15 protein-coding genes are annotated in these 20,331 nt (G+C 69.0%); 2 read left to right on the plus strand and 13 right to left on the minus strand.

All coding sequences use genetic code 11. The annotated features are described in order from the left end of the window. Positions 1 to 14: 14 nt before the first annotated feature. The 3 genes from ACYVGE_RS12050 to ACYVGE_RS12060 form a co-directional block, all read right to left on the minus strand. Entirely contained in the window at positions 15 to 1,349 is a 1,335-nt protein-coding gene (locus ACYVGE_RS12050; RefSeq protein WP_460730183.1) for an APC family permease, read from the minus strand. A 132-nt stretch (positions 1,350 to 1,481) separates the two neighbouring features. Beyond that, entirely contained in the window at positions 1,482 to 2,933 is a 1,452-nt protein-coding gene (locus tag ACYVGE_RS12055; protein ID WP_460730185.1) for a lipase family protein, read from the minus strand. Beyond that, positions 2,930 to 3,661: a hypothetical protein gene (locus tag ACYVGE_RS12060; RefSeq protein WP_460730187.1), complete on the minus strand. Its 732-nt coding sequence runs from the start codon at positions 3,659 to 3,661 to the stop codon at positions 2,930 to 2,932. The genes ACYVGE_RS12055 and ACYVGE_RS12060 overlap by 4 nt, the downstream gene beginning before the upstream one ends. A gap of 232 nt (positions 3,662 to 3,893) precedes the next feature. Between ACYVGE_RS12060 and ACYVGE_RS12065 the strand changes: the two genes are divergently transcribed. Next, the gene (locus ACYVGE_RS12065) at positions 3,894 to 5,195 is read left to right on the plus strand and encodes an amidohydrolase (protein ID WP_460730189.1); all 1,302 of its coding nucleotides are present in this window, start codon (positions 3,894 to 3,896) and stop codon (positions 5,193 to 5,195) included. Between the two features lie 106 nt (positions 5,196 to 5,301). Here ACYVGE_RS12065 and ACYVGE_RS12070 read toward each other — a convergent pair whose 3' ends face one another. The 5 genes from ACYVGE_RS12070 to ACYVGE_RS12090 form a co-directional block, all read right to left on the minus strand. Continuing rightward, positions 5,302 to 7,293 (minus strand): phospholipase D family protein, encoded by a 1,992-nt coding sequence (locus ACYVGE_RS12070; RefSeq protein ID WP_460730191.1) that lies wholly within the window; start codon positions 7,291 to 7,293, stop codon positions 5,302 to 5,304. Between the two features lie 25 nt (positions 7,294 to 7,318). After that, positions 7,319 to 7,927 (minus strand): YceI family protein, encoded by a 609-nt coding sequence (locus ACYVGE_RS12075; RefSeq protein WP_460730193.1) that lies wholly within the window; start codon positions 7,925 to 7,927, stop codon positions 7,319 to 7,321. 33 nt (positions 7,928 to 7,960) lie between these two features. Then, a complete protein-coding gene (locus ACYVGE_RS12080; RefSeq protein WP_460730195.1) occupies positions 7,961 to 8,437 on the minus strand; it encodes a SixA phosphatase family protein in 477 nt (158 codons plus the stop codon). Positions 8,438 to 8,504: 67 nt separating this feature from the next. Further along, the gene (locus tag ACYVGE_RS12085) at positions 8,505 to 9,149 is read right to left on the minus strand and encodes a nucleotide-binding protein (protein ID WP_460730197.1); all 645 of its coding nucleotides are present in this window, start codon (positions 9,147 to 9,149) and stop codon (positions 8,505 to 8,507) included. 76 nt (positions 9,150 to 9,225) lie between these two features. Further along, on the minus strand, positions 9,226 to 9,864 hold the full coding sequence (locus ACYVGE_RS12090; RefSeq protein WP_460730199.1) for a histidine kinase dimerization/phospho-acceptor domain-containing protein: 639 nt from the start codon (positions 9,862 to 9,864) through the stop codon (positions 9,226 to 9,228). Between the two features lie 184 nt (positions 9,865 to 10,048). Here ACYVGE_RS12090 and ACYVGE_RS12095 point away from each other — a divergent pair, with 184 nt between their 5' ends. Next, positions 10,049 to 11,551, plus strand: a complete 1,503-nt coding sequence (locus ACYVGE_RS12095; protein ID WP_460730201.1) for an AAA family ATPase — start codon at positions 10,049 to 10,051, stop codon at positions 11,549 to 11,551. Between the two features lie 33 nt (positions 11,552 to 11,584). Here ACYVGE_RS12095 and ACYVGE_RS12100 read toward each other — a convergent pair whose 3' ends face one another. The 5 genes from ACYVGE_RS12100 to ACYVGE_RS12120 all read right to left on the minus strand — a co-directional run bounded on the left by ACYVGE_RS12100 (position 11,585) and on the right by ACYVGE_RS12120 (position 20,262). Beyond that, the gene (locus ACYVGE_RS12100; protein WP_460730203.1) at positions 11,585 to 12,502 is read right to left on the minus strand and encodes an AEC family transporter; all 918 of its coding nucleotides are present in this window, start codon (positions 12,500 to 12,502) and stop codon (positions 11,585 to 11,587) included. Positions 12,503 to 12,539: 37 nt separating this feature from the next. Next, positions 12,540 to 14,192: a putative 2OG-Fe(II) oxygenase gene (locus ACYVGE_RS12105; protein ID WP_460730205.1), complete on the minus strand. Its 1,653-nt coding sequence runs from the start codon at positions 14,190 to 14,192 to the stop codon at positions 12,540 to 12,542. 30 nt (positions 14,193 to 14,222) lie between these two features. Further along, entirely contained in the window at positions 14,223 to 15,938 is a 1,716-nt protein-coding gene (gene ggt, locus ACYVGE_RS12110; RefSeq protein ID WP_460730207.1) for a gamma-glutamyltransferase, read from the minus strand. A 98-nt stretch (positions 15,939 to 16,036) separates the two neighbouring features. Continuing rightward, positions 16,037 to 18,979: an ATP-binding protein gene (locus tag ACYVGE_RS12115; RefSeq protein WP_460730209.1), complete on the minus strand. Its 2,943-nt coding sequence runs from the start codon at positions 18,977 to 18,979 to the stop codon at positions 16,037 to 16,039. Positions 18,980 to 19,065: 86 nt separating this feature from the next. Next, entirely contained in the window at positions 19,066 to 20,262 is a 1,197-nt protein-coding gene (locus tag ACYVGE_RS12120) for an EAL domain-containing response regulator (protein WP_460730211.1), read from the minus strand. Between the last annotated feature and the right edge of the window lie 69 nt (positions 20,263 to 20,331).

The following is a 20,331-nucleotide window of genomic DNA, read 5'->3' on the forward strand; positions in this document are numbered from 1 at the left end:
GCCTGTGCCTCCCGTCAGCGCCGCTGACGACGCGCGTGCAGCAAGGTGTAGGTGACCACCAGCACCGCCAGCGCGATGCCGATCGCCAGCCATTCCTTGCGGGTCAACGTGGTGACGATCGCGACCATCGCCGCGATCGCCAGCGCCGGGATCAACGCGCCACCGGGCAGCACGAATGGCTGGTCGCCGCGCTCGCGCAGGTCGAGCGACTGCGCCCGCCAGGCGGACAGGCTGACCAGCCCGTAGACGAGGCAGATCGCGCCGCCGGAGATCAGCGCCAACGCGTCGAAGTTGCCGGCGATCGCCAGTGCCCAGGCCAGCAGGGCGTGCACGACCAATGCCCACAGCGGCACGCGGTGCGCCGGGCTGACCGTGCCAAACACGCGCGGCAGGTAGCCGTCGCGGCCGAGTGCGAACACCAGGCGCGCGGTGCCGAACAGGTTGCCCATCAGGAAGCCGGTCATCGAGATGCAGGCGGTGATCAGCAGCAGTACGCGGCCGGGACCCCACAGCGCACCGGCTGTATCGGCCACCGGCACGCCGCTCTTTGCCAGTCCCGCGCCGAGCAGGCCCTGGCCGACGATCTGCAGCGCGAGGTAGAGCAGTACCACCAGCAGGATCGCCACCATGGTCGCGCGCGGCACGTCGCGGGCGGGATTGTTGAGCTCGCCCGACGGCACCAGTGCGGTTTCCATGCCGGAATACGCGAACATCACCAGCACCATCGATGCACCCAGCGCGCCCCACGATGGCACGTCGCCGATCGCGAAGCTCACCTGGCTCCAGTCGACGAAGAACACGCCGAGCAGCGCGAGCGCGAACAGCGGCGCCAGCTTCAACGCCGCCAGCGTGGTGATCGCGCGCGCACCCAGCTTCACGCCGAAGGCATTCAGTGCGAACAGCGATCCGTACACGAACGTGAGCAGCATGGCGCGTGGCAGCGGCGGCGCGAACGCGGGCACCAGGCTGGCGACCTGCACTGACAACGCGGCAGCGACGCCCGCGCTCGAGGTGAAATTGCTGATCCACATCAGCGCGCCGCCGACGAAACCGGCGAACGGCCCGAACGTCGCGCTGAGATAGCTGTACGGCCCACCCGTGACCTGCACGCGGCTGCCGACCGCGGCAAAGCACAACGCGATCGGGATGATGGCCAGCGCGCCCGCCACCAGCGCCAGCGGCGCGGCCGCGCCCATCTGCGTCGCCAGCGCCGACGGCATGCGGAAGATGCCGCCGCCGACGATCACGTTGATCACCGCCGCGGTCAACGCGAACGAACCGACCGCGCGCAGCAATGCGGCATCGCCCTGCAACGGCGCGGGAGGCGTGGGACGGGTTGCGTCGTTCATCGGCAAGGCCTGCATGGGTTCGGGTGCAGGTTCGCACGCCATGGCGGGCGCTGTCTAAGTACGGGTGCCGCCGGTGCCGGCGCCATCCGTCATGAGGCGGTCAGCGCGTGGCGGCCACCGTCGGGGCGAGGGCTACATGCTTCGACCGTGGCCGCGCGCTTGCTGCTGTTGTTGTTGCTGCACAAACGCCTCGTGCCGCTCCGCCTTGAGCTGGTCCTTGATCTGTACCCCTTCCATCGAGGCTTGAATCGACGGGGCCGGCTGATCCAGTCGCACGGTCACCCCCGAGCTGGCGTAGTTCCAATAGTCCAGCGCAATCACCTGATCGTTCTTGACCTTGATCGGTCCGTCCCAGCCGGCCTTGGTGCCAGTGTTGTGCAGCGCGGCGGTGATCTGGGTCAGGCGGTCTTCCGGGAAGTGATGGCCCTGGTCCGCGAGGCGTTCGCGCACGTCCTCGTACAGCGCGTGCTGCGGATGCCGTGCATCGCTGAAGGGCTGCAGCGGGGCGCGCACCGGCTCGCGTAGCGGCGCATGCAGCCCGTCCGGGGTCAGGTAGTCCGGTAGCGGGAGGCCGGAGCGGATGGGCTCGTGATGCTGCATGCCCTGCCGCATGGCCCGGTCCTGGCGCGCCAGGACTTCTGCAAATGCCCGCTGCGCGGCGTCGTGCGCGTCATGTGCGGCCGGCGCACCGGGCGCCAGCGGGCCGCGCAGCGAGTCGTAGCCGTCCTGCACCCATCCCGCGGGGCCGCGGGCCGAGAGCGTGATAACGCCGCGCGTCAGCGCCACGTCGCCACGGTAGCGGTCGATCATCGGGTCGAACTGCTGCGCCAGCTGCCGCGCATGCGGGTCGGCCAGCACCGAGCGATGATGATCCTCATTGAGGAAGTTGCTTATCGAGTGGTACCCGACCGAGGCACCGGCCGCCAGCACCACGGCGCGCTCATTGAACAGAAAGTCGCGGTCGTTCTCGTAGCCGTTGCGGGACAGCGTGATGATCTGCTGCGGTGTGGCATACACCCGCACCTGCCCGTAGTGCGCACCGGCCGCGCTCACCGGATCGGCCGCCATGACGTGGTTGATGACCGCATTTCCACCTTCGGGAATGCGCAGATGCTCCAGGCCGACGGCCCCATAGGCGTTGAAGGTCTCGCCCTTGAGGTTGAAGTAATGCGCGGTGATCTGCGCCAGGCAGCCGCCCAGCGAGTGGCCGGTGACGGTGACCTCGTGGGCTCGACCCTTGAAGTCACCGATAGTTGCCGCACGTTCCACCGCCCGCCGGGTCAACGCGATGGCGTCTGCGGCTTGCAGGTTGGCGCGGGCCAGCACCATGCGGCCATCGGCCAACGCCCCGTCCTGGAGCATCTGTTCCGTGCCGCGATGCGCGACCACGAGGTCGCCGGTGTCCACGCGCTCGTAGATCGTGCCCTGGTAGCCCGTGCGCGGGTTGTCGACGTGCTCGTAGATTTTGTAGGTGATGCCTTCGATCGGCACCCCCTTGTCATCGTCCGGCGGACGAATGCCCACCGGATAATCCGTGTAGGCATCTTTTGCCAGGCCGGCGTACTGCTGCGAGGTGAGGCTCATGGCTGCACCTTCTTCGCCGTCAGGATCATGCCGAAGAGGTCACCCCGTACTTCGGGCTTGAACTCACCAACATCCGTCTCGCCATAGTCGGCGAAGTTATCCATGCGGGCTCGCGGATAGAGCCCCTTCCAGAAATAGAACGCTTGCGACCGCTCTGCCAGAACGGACTCCGCAGCAAGGCTGGGGACGAATCGGGTCTCGCTCTCCGCGCCCGTGGCTCGCAGCCGCACACGCACCTCGGTAAGTTGCCAATGGCACACGCCGCGCCCGATGTAGTCCTCATCGCGCATCAGGTCGGCATGGATGACGCCTTCGTACCCATTGGCCGAGACCTGCGTCAGCACGATGGGCTCATCGGTGCCGAGCTTCGAGGTGACTCCCCAGGGATTGCTGTCCGGAGGCGGCAGGCACTCGGTGTTCATCACGTCGTACTGCGCCACGCCCCGGATGTACGCGAACGGTCCGGGCGGATTGATCAGCATCAGGCTGATCTTGTAGGCCTGCGTGGGTTGCGGGTTGTGCCGGAGTTCCAGCGTGTAGTCCGACAGGGGATGGTATTTTTTGCTCATGGTCTGCGGGGAACTGTCGAGGGGATGGCAGGCGGTCAATGCCAGCAGCAGGCCACTGACGGTTGCGTATCGCATCAGGGGATTCATCGCGTGCTCCATGCAATGGTTTCTTGAGGCGGTCAATGCCGGCAGCAGGCCACTGACGGTGGCGTATCGCATCAGGGGATTGATCGTGCGCCCCATGCAAGGGTGACTTCAGTTGTCCCAAGTGGCGTTCTCGATTGACGAACACCTGGTTGCGATTTGGGTAACCTGGGTGTTGGCGCCGAATCGGCAGGACCAAGGTTGACCAGCCCTGCATGCGAAGCGCCCCCGCGCATGCGGCCAGATCGCGCACGGGCTAGCGCGCGCTTTGGCGGTAGCATCGGCGCTTTCCGTTCCGGAGTGATCCATGCGTCGCCTTGCGATCCTGCCTTTCGCGCTCTGCGCGCTCACCGTCCATGCACAGGCCACGCAGCGGCCGGAAGTCGCCGCGGCGGCGCGGGCCGAGCAGGCCAGGGTCGTCGCCTGGCGGCGCGACTTCCACCAGAACCCGGAACTGTCCAACCAGGAACAGCGCACTGCCGCCAAGGTCGCCGAACACCTGCGCGCGCTCGGCTTGAAGCCGCAGACCGGCATCGCGCACCACGGCGTGGTCGCGATCATCGAAGGTGGCAAGCCGGGACCGAAGGTGGCGCTGCGCGCCGACATGGATGCGTTGCCCGTTACCGAACAGACCGGCCTGCCCTTCGCCTCGAAGGCGACGGCGACGTTCAACGGCCAGAGCACCGGCGTGATGCACGCCTGCGGCCACGACGGCCACACCAGCATCCTGCTCGGCGTCGCCGACGCACTGGTGGCGATGCGCAAGGACCTGCCCGGGCAGGTGATGCTGATCTTCCAGCCGGCGGAGGAAGGCGTGCCGCCGGGCGAGAACGGCGGTGCCCCGATGATGCTCGAGGAAGGCGTGTTCAAGACCTTCAAGCCGGACGCGATCTTCGGCCTGCACGTGTTCTCCACCTTGCAGGCCGGGCAGATCGGTGTGCGCCAGGGACCGATGCTGGCGGCGTCCGACCGCTTCACGATCAAGGTGCACGGCCGGCAGACGCACGGCTCGCGGCCGTGGGGCGGCATCGATCCGATCGTCGCCGCCGCCGACATGGTCGGCACCGCGCAGACCATCGTCAGCCGTCGCACCGACCTGGCGAAGCTGCCGGCGGTGGTCACCTTCGGCACGATCCATGGCGGCATCCGCTTCAACATCATTCCCGACGACGTCGAGATGACCGGCACGATCCGTACCTTCGACCTGGGCATGCGCGAGAAGATCTTCGCCGACCTCAAGAATGTCGCCGAGCATGTGGGCGCGGCCCATGGCGCAACCGTGGAAGCGAAGGTGCCCGACGCCAAGGGCAACCCGGTCACCATGAACGATCCCGAGCTCACCGCGCGCATGCGCCCGAGCCTGGAAGCGGTCGCCGGCAAGGACAACGTGGTCGAGCCGCCGCTGCAGATGGGCGCCGAGGATTACGCCTACTTCGCCAGGGAAGTGCCGTCGATGTATTTCTTCGTCGGCGCAACCGCCAAGGGCATCGATCCGGCCACCGCGCCGGGCAACCACTCACCGCAGTTCAACATGGACGAATCCGCGCTCGACCTCGGCCTGCGCGCGATGCTGCAGGTGACACTCGATTACCTGCACGGCGGCTCGTAACCGCGCCGGTCCGGCCCCCTGAGTCAGGGGGCGATTCGCGCCGAAGGCGCGAATGGGGGTGTGGCAGCGCGTGGCGGGGTTTCCAGGCGCAGCCGGGAAACGCCCCTTACAGGATCGGCGCCAGGCCCGCGCCGAACGCGGTGAACATGCGCGTGCTCAGCGACTTCAGCCCGACATCGACCTCGGGGAAGTCGCCGACCGGTTTGTAACAGGCGCGGAAGCGCGGATCGTTGCGCCGCAGCGGCCCTGGACAGTCGGGTCCGGGGACGAATTCGTAGCTGGTGGCGTAGCGCATCGGCCACAGGTCGAAGATCGGCATGGTTTCGGACATCTTGCCGATCGAGTACTCCAGCCCGGAGAACATCGACGGCTTGTCGCGCGCCGCGATCGCCCAGGCGTTTTCCGGGCGCGTATCGCGGCGGATGCTTTCGGCCAGCGCGTGCGCGAACGCGGGGTCCTCGATCACCAGCGCGCTTTCGGTGTTGTAGTTGTCGCCGCGCGGATCGAAGTTGTGCGTGCCGATCACGCCGATGCGTTCGTCGATAACGATCGACTTGGCGTGCAGGCCGACGCGCACACCGGCGCGCCGCAGCGGTACCGGTTCGTTGATGCGGCGGCGCGCATAGCGCTTGGCGGTGTCCTCGCGCGACAGCGGCGCGCGGTAGGGGCGGTAGACGACGCTGCGGCTGTCGCTGGCGTCGCTATCGCGGCCACGGCGGGTGTATGACGTTTCCGGCGCCGACCCCGAGCCCGGGCCCGGCAGCGCCAGGGCCTCGCTGGGGCCCTGCTCGTCGTCGGACAGTTCCGGCAGTTCCGCGCCGGTGGCGGCGACGTCGATCGGTGAGTCCAGCGGGAACGGCTTGTATTCGTAGATGTCGAAGCCGAATTCGCGCAGGTAACGGCGCTTGTACTTGTACGACAGCGCGTAAGCGATGAAGGCATCGGTCGCGGCAAGCGAATTGGTCGACACCGTCACGCGCGGACGCTGGCTGCGCTCGCGCTCGTGCATGCGCCGGAACATCGCCTGCGCCGGCTTGGACATCACCAGGTACGGCGTTTGCAGGATCACCTCGCTGTGCGCGGTTTCGATCAGCTGGCGCAGCGTGTCCGAGCTCCATTCGTGCTCGCGCCCCGCGCTGCGTTGCTTGGAGGGCGTGTCGGAGAGGTAATGCACCTGGCCGACCGGCATCGCGGCGGACACCAGCCGTTCGCTGACCACGGCGGCGTCGGCGGCGTCGCGGCGCATCGCCGCGGCGCGCTCCGGTCGCTCGAACACCGGCGGCGCCAGCGTCGGCACGCCGCCCTTGATCAGCCGCTTGCCCACGTCGGTGAGGTACTCGACGGGCACGCTGCGGCGATCGTTCCAGAAGGTGACGAAGGCGGCGTCCATGGTTGCTGCCGCCGGCCCGGCGACGAGCAGGTCGCGGTCGCGGAAGTTGAACTGGTCGTTCCAGTCGTAATAGTCGTCCTGGTAGTTGCGCCCGCCGGAGATGCCCACCGCGCTGTCGACCAGCAGCATCTTCGAATGCATGCGCTGGTTGAGCTTGCGCCAGCAGCACGCGGCGGCGAGGGCGTACTGGGGATAGTTGATGCGCGCGCGGTGCAGCACTGGGTTGTAGATGCGCACTTCGAGGTTGGCGTGCGCGCCGGCCAGCGCGGCCAGGGTCTCCACGCGCTTGAGTGCGGACAACTGGTCAAGCAGCACGCGTACCTGCACGCCGCGGCGCGCGGCGGCCAGCAGCTCATCGAGCACGAGCTGGCCGGCGTCGTCCTCGTCGAAGATGTAGGTCTGCAGGTCGATGCGCGTGGTCGCGGCGCGGATCAGGTTGATGCGCGCCAGCATCGCGTCCGGACCGCGCTCGATGATCAGGGCGTAGTGGCGCGGCTGTTCGCTGGTGGATTCGGTCAGCGCGCGGGTGGCGAGGTCGCGCAGCGGCGAGGGCTGTGCGCACTTGTTGAGCGCAGCGCAGTCGACCGCCGTCGGCCGCGCCGCGGCGACGATGCGGGCGCTGTGCTCGCGCTGCGCCGGCGAGAGGCTGGCGCAGGCGGCGAGCGCGAGCGTCCCCGCGGCGATGAGGAGTCGATGCATCAGATTCATGGCGCGCGATTCTAGAGGCAATGCCCTAAGGGGCCGCGTCTTTGGGGGCCACATCCTGCAGGCGCACGCGTAGGCGGAAGTTCACGTCGTCGGTCAGGGCCCAGCGCCAGGTCTGGATGCCGTAGTTGGTGCGCTGCACGCGCCCCTGGACGAGCACGTCGCAATCGTAGGCCGGGCGCGCGCAGGCGCTGGGCGCGAGCACGAACGCCTCGCGCCGGCTGACGCCGTGCATCGTCAGCGTGCCGTCGAGCGGGCCACCGCTGCGCACCAGTTCGCCGGCGTAGGGATCGGAGCGGAATTCCACCCACGGATGGTGCGCGGCATCGAGGAAGCGCTCGCCGCGCGCGAAACGGGTGTAACGCGGCGAGCCCTCGACCTCGACACTGGCGGTGGCGAGGCGGATGCGCACTTCGTGGCGGCCATCGGGCAGCACCACCACTTCGCCTTCGTAGCGCGGAAAGTGGCCGCTGAGGGTCTGGCCCCAGCGCAGGCTCAGCTCGAAGTCGAACCGGCTGCGGCTGGCATCCAGCGCCTGCGCGGCGGCGGGCGCGAACGGCGCGAGCGCGAGCAGCGTGCAGATGGCGAACAGTGATTGCCGGAAGCCGAACAGTGATTGCCGGAAGTCGTTACACACCACCTCATCTACCCCATGCCGCGTGCCCGTGGCTCACGGCCACCAGAAGGCGCTGAGCTGCGCGATCCCGGGCTCCAGCGCGGCACCGGCAGGCACCGTCAGTACGGCGATGCCGCCCGGCGGCATGCCGCGGTAGTCGCCGGACTGGCCACTGTGCAGCAGCGCGGCCAGCTGCTCGAAGCCGGGATTGTGGCCGACCATCATCAGGCGTTCGGAGTGGGCGTGGCTGTCGGCGAGCGTGATCAGCGCGCCCGGCGTGCCTTCGTAGATGGAGGGCTCGATGCGCTGGTCGACATAGCCGACCGCGCCGAGCACGGCTTCCAGCGTCTCGCGCGTGCGCCGCGACGGCGAGCACAGCACGCAGTCGGGCACCAGCCGGTTTTCCGCCAGCCAGCGGCCCGCGGCCTCGGCTTCGGCGAGGCCCTCCGCCGACAGCGGACGATCGAGATCGGCCTGACCGGGCGAAGCGGGGTCAGCGTGGGCGTGGCGGAGCAGGATCAGTTCGCGCATGGGCAGGCCGGGTTCCGTGGTGGCGATCGGGAATTCGAAACTGGGGATGGGCTCGAAAATCAGCCCGCTACTTCTTCAGCCACCGCAGCAGGGGCTGCCAGTCGGCCTGGTGCTCACGCACCTGTGCGGAGTGGTAGTCGAACAGAGTCTTGCCCAGCGCAGTGGTGACGACATAGCCCTGGCTGTCGCGCAGTTGCGCCACCAGCGGATAGGGCCATTGCGCGAGCAGGTCCAGCGCCTGCTGCGAGACGTTGGTCCACGGCTTGAGCTTGTTGCCGACCAGGGCAACGCGCAGCGTGCCCTTGCGCACGCGCGGATGACGGGCCAGCGAATCGAGGAAGGGCACGGTGGCCTCGATGTCGAAAGTCGACGGCACCACGGGTACGACCACCGCGTCGACGGTGTCGAGGAACGGCTCGAGGTCGTGGGCCATCGCCCCGGCGGCGCCGTCGACGACCACGCGCTGGGTGTCGTCGGGGACGTGCTTGCGCCAGCCCTTGCGGTGGGTACCGTCGACGGCCAGCACCGCACTGTCGAGACCGGCGCGGCCGTCCAGGGCACGCTTCTGCGCCCATCGCGTCGAGGAAGCCTGCGGATCGGCGTCGACCAGCGCGGTGCGCAGGCCGTCGAGCGCCGATTGCGCGGCGAGGTGGGTGGCGATCGTGGTCTTGCCCGCGCCCCCCTTGGAACTGGCCACCAGAACGGTCTTCATCCAACCCCCTCATCGGCGCGATGGCCCCAGCGTACAACGGCGGCTGGCCATCGGCACGCGGCAGGAGCGGGCGCGTTCAGGCCAGCAGCGGCAGTTCCGCGACCAGCGCCACGCGGCCGCCGGGTTCGGCTTCGGCGCGGATCTGCCCGTCGTGCTCGCGGATGATGGCCGCCGCCAGCGGCAACTGCAGGCCCAGTCCCTGCCCCAGTGCCGCAGGCAGGGGCCCGTCGAGCAGGCGCGCGGGCTCGTCGAGAAAATCCGCCGGGCACGCCAGCCGCCGGTGCAGGCGGGCCCGCCGGCCATCGCGCTCGAGGAACAACGGCGCCGGCGGGACCTCCTCGGCCGACAGGCTCAGTTCGCGCAGGATGCGCAGCAGCTGCTGCAGGCGGCTGTGGTCGCCCAGCATGCGCATCGGGCCGTCCTCGCAGCGCAGGGGCGCGGCGTCGGCGCTGGCGATGCCGAGCGCGGCCAGCACGCCCAGGTCGACTTCGGTGCGGCGTGCCAGCAGGCTGCCGCGCGCGGCGCGCAGGCAGTCGCCGAGTTCGTCGATCATGCCGGACAGTCGCACGCCCTGGCGTTCGATCAGCTCCAGCATGCGGATGCGCTCCTCCTCGCTGATGTCGCTGCTGCGCAGCAGGTACACCGCGGTCTGCATGGGCGAGAGCGGATCGCGCAGGTCGTGGGCGACCCGCTGGAACCATTCGGGATGCGTCATTCCCCCTCCGGATGGCCCTCGCGGCCGACTTTCACGCCGGCACGTTGCAGGTCCTGTAAAGAATCGCCGAAACGTATTCCCGCTGACGTGATGGCGATCTTCACGCTGCGTGGGCCACGTCGCCGCGCGCCGGGGCTTCACGCGCCGCTATCATTCCGGGCCGCCACATGGAAGCGCTGGGCCGATGTCCGAACTGCAAGACCTGGTCGCGCTGATCCGCGCCAATACTCCCCTGATCGTGATCGAGACCCGCGACGAAGGCCGCGTGGTCGAGCTGTTCCGGCAGGCACTGATGCAGGTCTGGCGCGCGCTGTTCCGCTGGTCGATCACCGAAGGCCTGCGCCGCATCGATTTCGACCGCGAGGACGAGACCGATGTGGCCCCCGATGCGTCGGCCCTGCTGGCGGCCATCCGCGATGCCGGGCAACGCGGCATCTACCTGATGTTCGACCTGCATCCCTACCTCGGCTACGCCAGCACCCAGCGCCTGCTGCGCGACCTGATCCAGCGCCGCGACTGCCAGCCCCACGTGCTGGTGCTTATCGGCCACAAGGTGGAGTTGCCGCCGGAGCTGGAAACGCTGGCGGTGCGCTACGCGCCGCAGCTGCCCGATGCCGGCGCGCGACTGAAGATCGTGCGCGAGGAGGCCGAGGGTTATGCCCGCGAGAACGGCGGCCGTCGCGTCGAAGTCGATGGCGAAGCCGTGCAGCAGATCGTGCGCAACCTGCGCGGCCTCGATCCGATCGACGTGCGCCGCATCGCGCGCCAGCTGATCCACGACGACGGCGCGCTCAATGCCGGCGACCTGCCGGAACTGGCGCGGCTCAAGTTCGAACTGCTCAACCGCAGCGGCCACCTGCATTACGAATTCGACAGCGCGCGCATGGACGACGTCGCCGGAGCGCGGCGGCTGAAACGCTGGATCGAACTGCGTCGCAGCGTGTTCATCGGTGGCGACGCGCCTACCACCAGCGGCGGCAACCCGCTGGACCCGCCGCGCGGCGTGCTGCTGCTGGGCGTGCAGGGCTGCGGCAAGTCGATGCTGGCCAAGGCGGTCGCTGCCGGCTTCGGGGTGCCGCTGGTGCGGCTGGATTTCGGCACGCTGTACGACAAGTTCCATGGCGAGACCGAGAAGAACCTGCGTGACGCGTTGGCTTCGGCCGAGCAGCTGGAGCCCTGCGTGCTGTGGATCGACGAGATCGAGAAGGGCCTGGCGACCGACGGCGGCAACGGCGACGGCGGCGTGTCGCGCCGCGTGCTTGGCTATCTGCTGACGTGGATGGCCGAGCGCAGGTCGCGGGTGTTCCTGGTCGCCACTGCCAACCAGATCGATGCCCTGCCGCCGGAACTGCTGCGCAAGGGCCGCTTCGATGAAGTGTTCTTCGTCGACCTGCCGGATGCGGCCACGCGCGAGCAACTGTTCGCGCTGCACTTGCGCAAGCGCAAGCTCGATGCGGCGACGTTCGATCTGCCCGCGCTCGCCGCGGCCAGCGACGGCTTTTCCGGCGCAGAGATCGAACAGGCAATCGTGTCCGCGCTCTTTGCCGCCCACGCCACCGGTTCGCCGTTGTCGGATTTCGCCCTGCGCGCCGAACTGAAGCAGGCGCGGCCGCTGTCGGTGCTGATGGCCGAGCAGGTCACGGCGCTGCGCGAATGGGCGCGCGGGCGCACGGTGCCGGCGGACTGAAACCCTGGTGCGGCGCCGGTTTGGCCCGGGCTTTCAACCCACGCCCCATCCGTTCCACTGTGCCCACAACGGCAGCGTGATCAGCGACAGCAGCACGCCGTAGCCGACCATCGCCGCGGCGAGGCGTGGCGCGAGGTTGTGGGCGATGGCCAGCGCGCCGGCTGTCACCATCGACGGCATCGCCGACTCCAGCACGGTCGTGCGTGCCATGTCGCCGTGCAGTCCGAGCAGCGGGACCAGCACGGTGGCGAGCGCGGGCATCAACGCCAGCTTCAAGCCCAGGCCCGCGGCGAGCGGCTTGAGCTCCTCGCGCGGCAGGGTGAGCCGGACCGACAGGCCGATGGTCAGCATCGCCAACGGCAGCAGCGCATCGGACAGGCGTTGCAGGCCACCGGCAATCCAGGGCGCTGGCGCCGCCGGCATCAAGGTGAAGCCGAGCAGCAAGGCCCACAGTGGTGGAAATTTCACCAGCCGCAGCAGCATGTCCCGCGCCGTCGGCCGCGCGTCGCCGCCGTAGCGTGCCAGCACCCACAGGCCGAACGTCGACAGGATCAGGAACGCGCCGAACTGGTCGTACACCACCGCGTACGGCAAGGCGTGCTCGCCGATCAGCGCGCGCGTGAGCGGATAGCCGAGGAAGCTGGTGTTGCCCAGCGCCACGGTCAGCAGCAGCACCGCGCGCTCTTCGTCGCGCAAGGCCAGCCAGCGCGACAGCGCGGCCACCGCCGGCACGGTGGCGAGCAGCAGCAACCACGGCACCGCGATCACGCCGAGCAGGGCCGGCTCCGGGTGCAGGCGCGGCGCATAGCGCAGCACCGCCGCCGGCAGGCACACGTACAGCACGACCAGGTTCAGCGTGCGCGCCGCGTCGGCCGGCAGCACGCGCAGGCGCTGGAAGGCGTAGCCCAGCGCCAGCATGGCGAGCACGAGCGCGAAAGCATCGAAAGCCATGGTCAGTGATCAGCCCTGGTGCACAGGCATGCCGGGCTCAGGCCGCGCCAAGGTCGAACGAGATGCTGATGCGTTCGCCCTCGCCTGCATACGGCAGGGTGCGATGGAACAGGTACGACGGGAACAGCAGCAGCGTGCCGACCTGCGGCATCACGTGCCGCAGCGCGTGCTCGGGCCACGGCGGCAGGCTCGCGAAGGGACGGCCGAATTCGATCCAGCCGGCGTGGGTGGCGTCGGCGGCGGCGATCGCCGGCGGCAGTTCCACGTAGTACGCGCCCGACAACCAGGAGTCCTCGTGGATGTGGGTGTCGATGAAACCGCTCTGCGCCGCCTGCGTTGCCCACACGTGGATGCGGTACTCCTGCGGGATGCCGGCAAGGAAGCTGTCGCTGGCGCCCGCTGCGCGTTGCGCGCGGCAGCGGCGCAGGAAGGCGTCGATGGCTTCGCGCAGGCGCTGCTCGAACCCGACGATGGCCGCCGTGCCGTCGGCCAGCAGGTCGCCGCTGAGATAGGCGTTGCGCGCGGCCAGGCCGGCGGGCTCCCAGCGTTGCTGGCTGTGCCGGCGGATGTCGGCGGCCAATGCCTGATGGAATGCGTCCGCGCTGGCGAAACCCGCCGGCACCGGCAGTTCGATCGCATGGATGTGCCGCTGCAGGCCGACGAAATCGATGGCCGCCTCCATCTGGCCCGCGCTCGCAAGGGCCAGGCCCAGGTGCGCGATCGCACGCTGGTCGTCCGGGCGCCGCGCCACCGCTTCAGCCAGTGCCGCGTGCGCGGCATCGGCCTGGCCCTGCCGCAGCAACGCGATGCCGTGCTGGCGGATCACGCTGGGCGTGTCCACCCCGGCCTGCCGCGCCGCCGCGTACAGCGCGGCGGCCATCTCGGCGCGACCGTTGAGCATCAGTTGATCGCCCAGGGTCTCGATGGTGTCCGGATCGCCCGGGGCCAGTTCGTAGGCGCGGCGCGCGTGCACTTCGGCGCGCACCGGTTCGCCCAGTTTGCGCAGCAGGATGGCGGCATTGCGGTGCGCCTCCGCCAGGTCGGGCGCCAGTTCCAGCGCGCGCTCGGCCGCGACGAGGCCTTCGCGCAAGGATTCGGGATCGAAGAGATTGGAGAGCAGGGCCGCCAGGGCCTGGTGCGAGGCCGCGACCTGCGGCTGCAGTCGCAACGCGCTGCGCGCGGCCTCGATCGCCGCGGGGTAATCCTGCAGCCGGCCCAGCGCCGCGGCGAGGTTGTTCCAGGCCTCGCTCCACTGCGGTTCGAGTTCGACCGCGCGCCGGAAACTTGCGGCCGCGGCGGCGAAATCGTTATCGAGGAAACATGCGGTGCCGTGGCGGAAGGCGACGCGGCCGATGGCCGGCAATGCCCGCGTGGCCAGTTCCAGCAATGGCCGTGCCGCGCCGGCGTCGCCCCGCTGCAACAGCCAGCTGCCGCGATCGAACGCCGTGCCCGGATCGTCGGGGCGCAACGCCTGTGCGCGTTCGAGCGCGAGGCCGGCACCGGCGTCGTCGCCCAGCGCCTGGCGTGCCATCGCGAGCATGCGCCAGCCATCGAAGTTCGCAGGATCGCGCTGCACGACCTGCTCGCATTGCAGCTGCGCCTGTTGCAGCTGCGCCTGTTGCACCTGGCCGCCGCGCAACTGCGCCCATGCGCTGCGCAACAGGTCCGCGATCGCGGCGGCGTCGGTCACGCGGGTTCGGGGAATTCGTGGCTCATCCGCTCAGTATCCCGCGGCCTGTCCGTCCTTGCGCGACTCGCTGGCGCCGATGTAGCCCCCGTTGGGATTCACCATGATCGCCTGGTAGCCGCCGTAGGGGCCGTCGGCGAACCTCACCGAATGCCCCTTGCGCATCAGCGCACGCACCGTCTCGTAGGAGAAGCCGGTTTCGAGGTCGACCTCGCCACCGTCGCTCATCGCGGTGGCCTGGCCCGTGGGTTCGGTGGAACCGTCGTGCTGGATGCGGGGTGCATCGCCGGCTTCCTGCAGGTTCATGCCGAAGTCGATCAGGTTCATCAGGATCTGCGCGTGGCCCTGCGGCTGCATCGCACCGCCCATCACGCCGAAGCTCAACCACGGCTTGCCGTCGTGGGTGACGAACGCGGGAATGATGGTGTGGAACGGACGCTTGCCCGGTGCGAAGGAATTGGGATGACCTTCCTTCAGCACGAACTGCTCGCCACGGTCCTGGAAGATGAAGCCCAGGCCCGGCGGCGCCATGCCGCTGCCCATGCCGCGGTAGTTGGACTGGATCAGCGACACCATCATGCCGTCGGCGTCGGCGACGGTCATGTAGATCGTGTCGCCCTCGTTGAGCTGCGGGATCACGCCGGGCTCGACCGCCTTGGCGGCGCGGTCCATCGAGATCAGCTTGCCGCGTTCACGCGCATATTCCTTCGACACCAGCTTCGCCACCGGCGTCTTGTAGAAGTCCGGATCCGCATAGGAAGCAGCACGATCGGCAAACGCGAGTTTCTTGGCTTCGGTGAACAGGTGCACGTGCTCGGGGCTGCCGAAGCCGTACTTCTTGAGGTCGTAGGGCTCGAGCAGGTTGAGGATCTGCAGCGCGGCAATGCCCTGGCCGTTGGGCGGCAGTTCCCACACGTCGTAGCCGCGGTAGTTGGTGCTGACCGGCTCGACCCATTCGCCGTGGTGCGCGGCGAGGTCGTCATAGGAGAGGAAACCGCCGTTGGCCTTGAAGTAGGCGTCGATGGTGCGTGCGATGTCGCCCTTGTAGAACGCGTCGCGGCCGCCCTTGGCGATCTTCTCCAGGGTGTTGGCGAGGTTGGGATTGCGCCACATCTCGCCGGTGCGCGGACCACGCCTTTTCCCGGGGGTCTCGTCGGCGACGGTGAACTGCTCCGCAAAGCCCGGCCACTTCGACAGGTTGGGTACCGAGCGGCCCCAGTAGTAGGCGATCACCTCATGCACCGGATGGCCTTCGCGCGCGTAGCGGATCGCCGGCGCGAGGTCGGTGGCGATGGGCTTGCGGCCGAAGCGGTCGTGCAGGGCGAACCACGCATCGACCGCGCCCGGCACCGTCACCGGCAAGGGGCCATAGGAGGGAATGTCGGTGAGTCCGCGCTTCTGGAATTCGGCCAGGGTCAACGACTTGGGCGAACGGCCCGAACCGTTGTAGCCGTACAGCTTCTTCGACTTGGGATCCCACACGATCGCGAACAGGTCGCCGCCGACACCGCTTCCGGTCGGCTCCATCAGGCCGAGCGCCGCGTTCGCCGCGATCGCCGCATCGACAGCGCTGCCGCCCGCCTTCATGACATCGAGGGCGATCTGCGTCGCCAGCGGATGCGAGGTCGCCGCCATCGCGTGCGGCGCGTAGACCTCGCTGCGGGTGGCGAAGGGGTGTCCGGTAACGCGGTCGGCGCACATGGCGGTAAGCGGGAGCGTCAGGAAGAGACCAAGCAACAGTTTGCGCATGGGAGTTCGCCCGGGGACAGAGCGCGCATCGTAGCGCCGGCGCAATCCCCACGTCCGTGCCGGATCTGCCCGCAGCGCGCGCGACCGTGACAGCGCACTCAGTGGGCGGAATGGCGCTCGGCGACCAGCAGCTTCAGCCGCTCGGCCGCGGTGTCCACGTGCGCAACCAGCGGCAGGATGCCCGCCCACGCGCCGGCGTGGCCGGCGGCTTCGAGTTCGGCGGCGGCGTGTGCCAGCTCGATCGCGCCGACCAGGCGCGCGGCCCCTTTGATCTTGTGTGCCTGGCGGGCGATCGCGGGCATGTCGCCGCCTTCGCGTGCCTGCGCGAGTTGCGCCAGGTCCTGCGCGGTGGCGTCGAGGAAGTCGCGCAGCACCGCGCTGGTTTCCGCTTCGTCCCCGCCGCTGAGGTCGTTCAATGCGTTGTAGTCGAGCAGCGGCGGCGCTTCATCCAACTGCGGGAATCCGTCCGATGCCAGCGCGGCGCTGGCGTTGGCATCGCCATTGCCGGCCGCGCCTGCATCCACCTGTGCGCTGGCCGTGTGCGGCAACCACCGCTGCAGCATGGCGGCGAGCGTGGCGATGGCGACGGGCTTGGCGAGGTAGTCGTCCATGCCGGCGGCGAGGCAGCGCTCGGCTTCGCCCTTCAGCGCCGATGCGGTGAGCGCGATGATCGGCATGCGCGGCAGCCCGCGCTGCTGTTCTTCCCTGCGGATATTGCCGGCCAGGGCGTAGCCGTCCATGTGCGGCATGTGCACGTCCGACAGCAGCAACGCATAGCGTCCCGTGCGCCAGCGCGCGAGCGCCTGCGCGCCTCCCTCCACCGCTTCGCTGGCATAGCCGACGAGCGCGAGCTGGCGCGTGATCACCAGGCGATTGGTCGGGTGATCGTCGACCAGCAGGACGAGGCTGCGCTCGCGCTCGGCCTGCTCCAGGGTCGGCAGGCGCCGCGGCGTGAATGCGGCACTCTTGCCCGCGGACACGTTGTCGACGGGCAGTTCCGAAGCCGGCGCGCGCGGCAACGTGATCGCCATGCGCAGGGTCGTGCCGATCTGCGGCACCGAATCCATCGTCACCACGCCGCCCATCAGTTCGGCCAGGCGCGTGCAGATGGCGAGCCCCAGGCCGGTGCCGCCATAGCGGCGCGTGGTGTCGCCTTCGGCCTGCGCGAACGGCTGGAACAGGCGTTGCTGCGCCTCCGCGCTGATGCCGATGCCGGTGTCGGTGACACGGAAACTGAGCAGGTCGGCGCCTAGCGGGTGCGCGTCGTCGGCGGGCACGCCGCCGCGCCACTCCAGCGCGACTTCGACCCCGCCCCTGGCGGTGAACTTGATCGAATTGGAGAGGAAGTTGCCGATGATCTGGCGCAATCGCAGCGCATCGGCGAGATGCGCGGGTGCGATGCGGTCGTCGATCTCGCAGGTGAGGGTGAGGCCCTTGCTCGACGCCGCGCCGGTGTAGTTCGCCACGGTGCTGCGCAGCACCGCGGCGAGGCTTACCACGCTCGGCGAGACCTCCATCCGGCCGGCTTCGATCTTCGAGAAGTCGAGGATGTCGCCGATGATCTGCAGCAGCGACTGCGAACTCTGCTGGATCACGTTGAGCGCGTGGCGCTGGTCGGGGTCGAGCCGGGAATGGGCGAGGATCTCGATCATGCCGGTCACGCCGATCATCGGCGTGCGGATCTCGTGGCTCATCGCCGCGAGGAAGGACGACTTGGCGCGATTGGCTTCCTGCGCGCGCGCCTCGCTGGCGCGCAGGTCGGCTTCCAGCCGATGGCGTTCGGTGAGGTCCGTGGCCACCACGATCAGGCCCATGCGCTTGCCGTTTTCGTCGTGCAGCGCGGCCAACGCCAGCAGTACCGGCACTTCGTGGCCGTCCTTGTGCAGCAGGCGGGCTTCGGCCGGCGCCTGCCGCAGCTCGGCCAGGTCGTATATGCCCTGCCAGTCGTGCTGCACTTCGCGACCCAGACGCTGCCTCACCTCGGCAGCGATGCGATCGGCAGCGGCCCTCGGCATCATCAGCGGCGCGTCGTCCGGCAACCGGGCTTCGGTGGCGTGGCGCGGGACGCGGCCGACCACTTCCTCCGCTCGCCAGCCGAGCATGCGCTCGGCGAACGCGTTGAACGTGGTCCAGCGGCCTTCGCCGTCCATCGCGATGATCGCCACCTGCGCGGCGTCGAGCAGGGAACGCTGGAACAGCTCGCGCTGCTCGAGCTCAGCGCGCACTTTCTCGTTGCGCGCAAGCTGCTCGGTCAGCTCTGTCTCGAAGCCGAGAACATCACGACGCATCTCCAGGAACGCATCGGCCACCATGCCCAGCTCGCTGCCCCTGGGCAGGTAGGGCGGCATCGCTGCGTAGTCGTGCTGGCGCATGCGCCCGGCGATGAAGGCGAGGCTCTCCACGCCGCGGTAGGCGTTGCGCAGCACGATGCGGCCGATCAGCGCGATCACCACCAGCGCGGTCAGCGACAGGCCGATGCGCAGCGCACTGACGCGGCGGTTGGCGCGCAGGTTGTCGCGCACCACCGCATCGGCCTTGACCGTGGCAAGGTCGGACAGCAGTTTGAGTCGCGCCGTCACCGGGTCGATGGCGGGATACAGGCGCGTTTTGGCGAAGCGGCCGAGCGCATCGATGTCCTTGCGCGCCAGGATGTCGTGCAGTTCGACCATGGCCGCGTCCGCCTCGACGCGCTCTTGCTCGGCGGCGCGGAAGTGCGTTGCCTCCTCCGGCGTGCGCGGCAGCTGCGCCAGCGACTCCCAGCTGCGATCGATGCGCACGCGCGCGGCGTCGATCCTGGCCTCGCCCTCTTCCCAGGTGATCAGGTGGTTGCGCGTGCGGAAAGTGGTGTCGACGACTTCCAGGCCGTAGGCGTCGGACACCGCCTTGATCTCGCGCAGGCCCAGCAGCGACTGGCCACGCAGGGCGAGCAGCGACTGCCGCGCCTGGTACTGCGCGAGCTCGTCCACCACCAGCACGGTGGCGCCGGTCAGCAGGAACAGGCCGAACAGGATCCACAGTTGTTGGCGGATGCCGGCCTTCATCGACGCGGACAGACCGGATCGCGCGCGACCGGAGCGGAGAGGAGAGCCGTCGGCGATTCCCGGTAGCCCATGCCCGAGCGCTTGCCCTAGAACTCCGGCCGCCGCCAGCGCGACAGCACCGCAGGCAGTTCATCGGGGGGCACCGGCGCGGCGATCAGGTGCCCCTGCGCCATCCCGCAGCCGAGGTCGGCGAGCATCTGCCATTGCTCCACGGTTTCCACGCCCTCGGCGACCACGTCGAGCTGCAGCTTGCGGGCCAGGTCGAGACTGGCCTCGATCACTGCACGCTTGCGTGGTTGCAACTGTGCGCCGGAGACGAAGCCCTGGTCGATCTTGAGTTCGGTGAAGGGAATCTGCGAGAGCTGGGCGAGCGAGGAATAGCCGGTGCCAAAATCGTCGATCGACAGGCCGAAGCCCTTCAGTCGCAGTCGCGCGAGCACGCCCAGCCCGCGCGCGGCGTCGGCCATCAGCGAACTCTCGGTGATTTCGAGGACCACCTCGTTGGGTTCGACGCCCTGCTGGCGCACGATGTCCTGGTAGCGGTCGGCGGCGGTTTCGTCGGTAAGGATGTGCGGCGAGACGTTGACGGCGACGTTGAGGCGCAGGCCACGCTGGTCCCAGTAATGCTTCCAGCGGCAGGACTGCACGAGCATGTAGTCGGTGAGCTGGCCGACCAGGCCTTCGTCTTCGACCAGCGGGATGAAATGGGCGGGGTACACGATCCGTCCGTCGCGGCGACGCCAGCGTGCGAGCGCCTCCACCGCGATCGGCTTGCCATTGCCGAGTTCGACCTGCGGCTGGAACCAGGGCTCGATCTCGTTGCGGGCCATCGCCTCGCGCACGGCGTCGACGGTCACGTCGATCACTTCGTCGTCGTCGTGGGCTTGCAGCTCTTCGTCGTAGCTGCCGAGCACGGATGCGAGCTTGTCGCGGGTCAGCGGTTTCTCGACGCTGCCGAGCACGCGCAGGCCGTAGGCGCGGGCCATGGTCTGCACGGTGTTGAGCAGCGCCGGATCGAGCGCGCTGGCGACGATCACGGCGCGCGCGAGCTGGCGCTGCGCGACATGGCCGATGAATTCGATCCCGTCCATGCCGGGCATGTCGAGATCGACCAGCAGGACGTCAGGCGGAGCGCCGCCGTTCTCGAGCAGGTGCAGGGCGCCGTGGCCGTCCGCGGCCTCACTGACCTCGCCGATGCCCAGGTCGGTCAACAGCCGCAGCGCCATGCGGCGCTGGAAGCCGTGATCCTCGACCACCATGACGCTCAGTTTCGACAAGGGCATCCGGTCCGCCTCGGTGCGCTGGCCATTGCCGGGCGTCGCGCATCTGCGCCGCTCCCGGCCCTTCGACCT

It is taken from the genome of Lysobacter rhizosphaerae, from assembly GCF_054779795.1.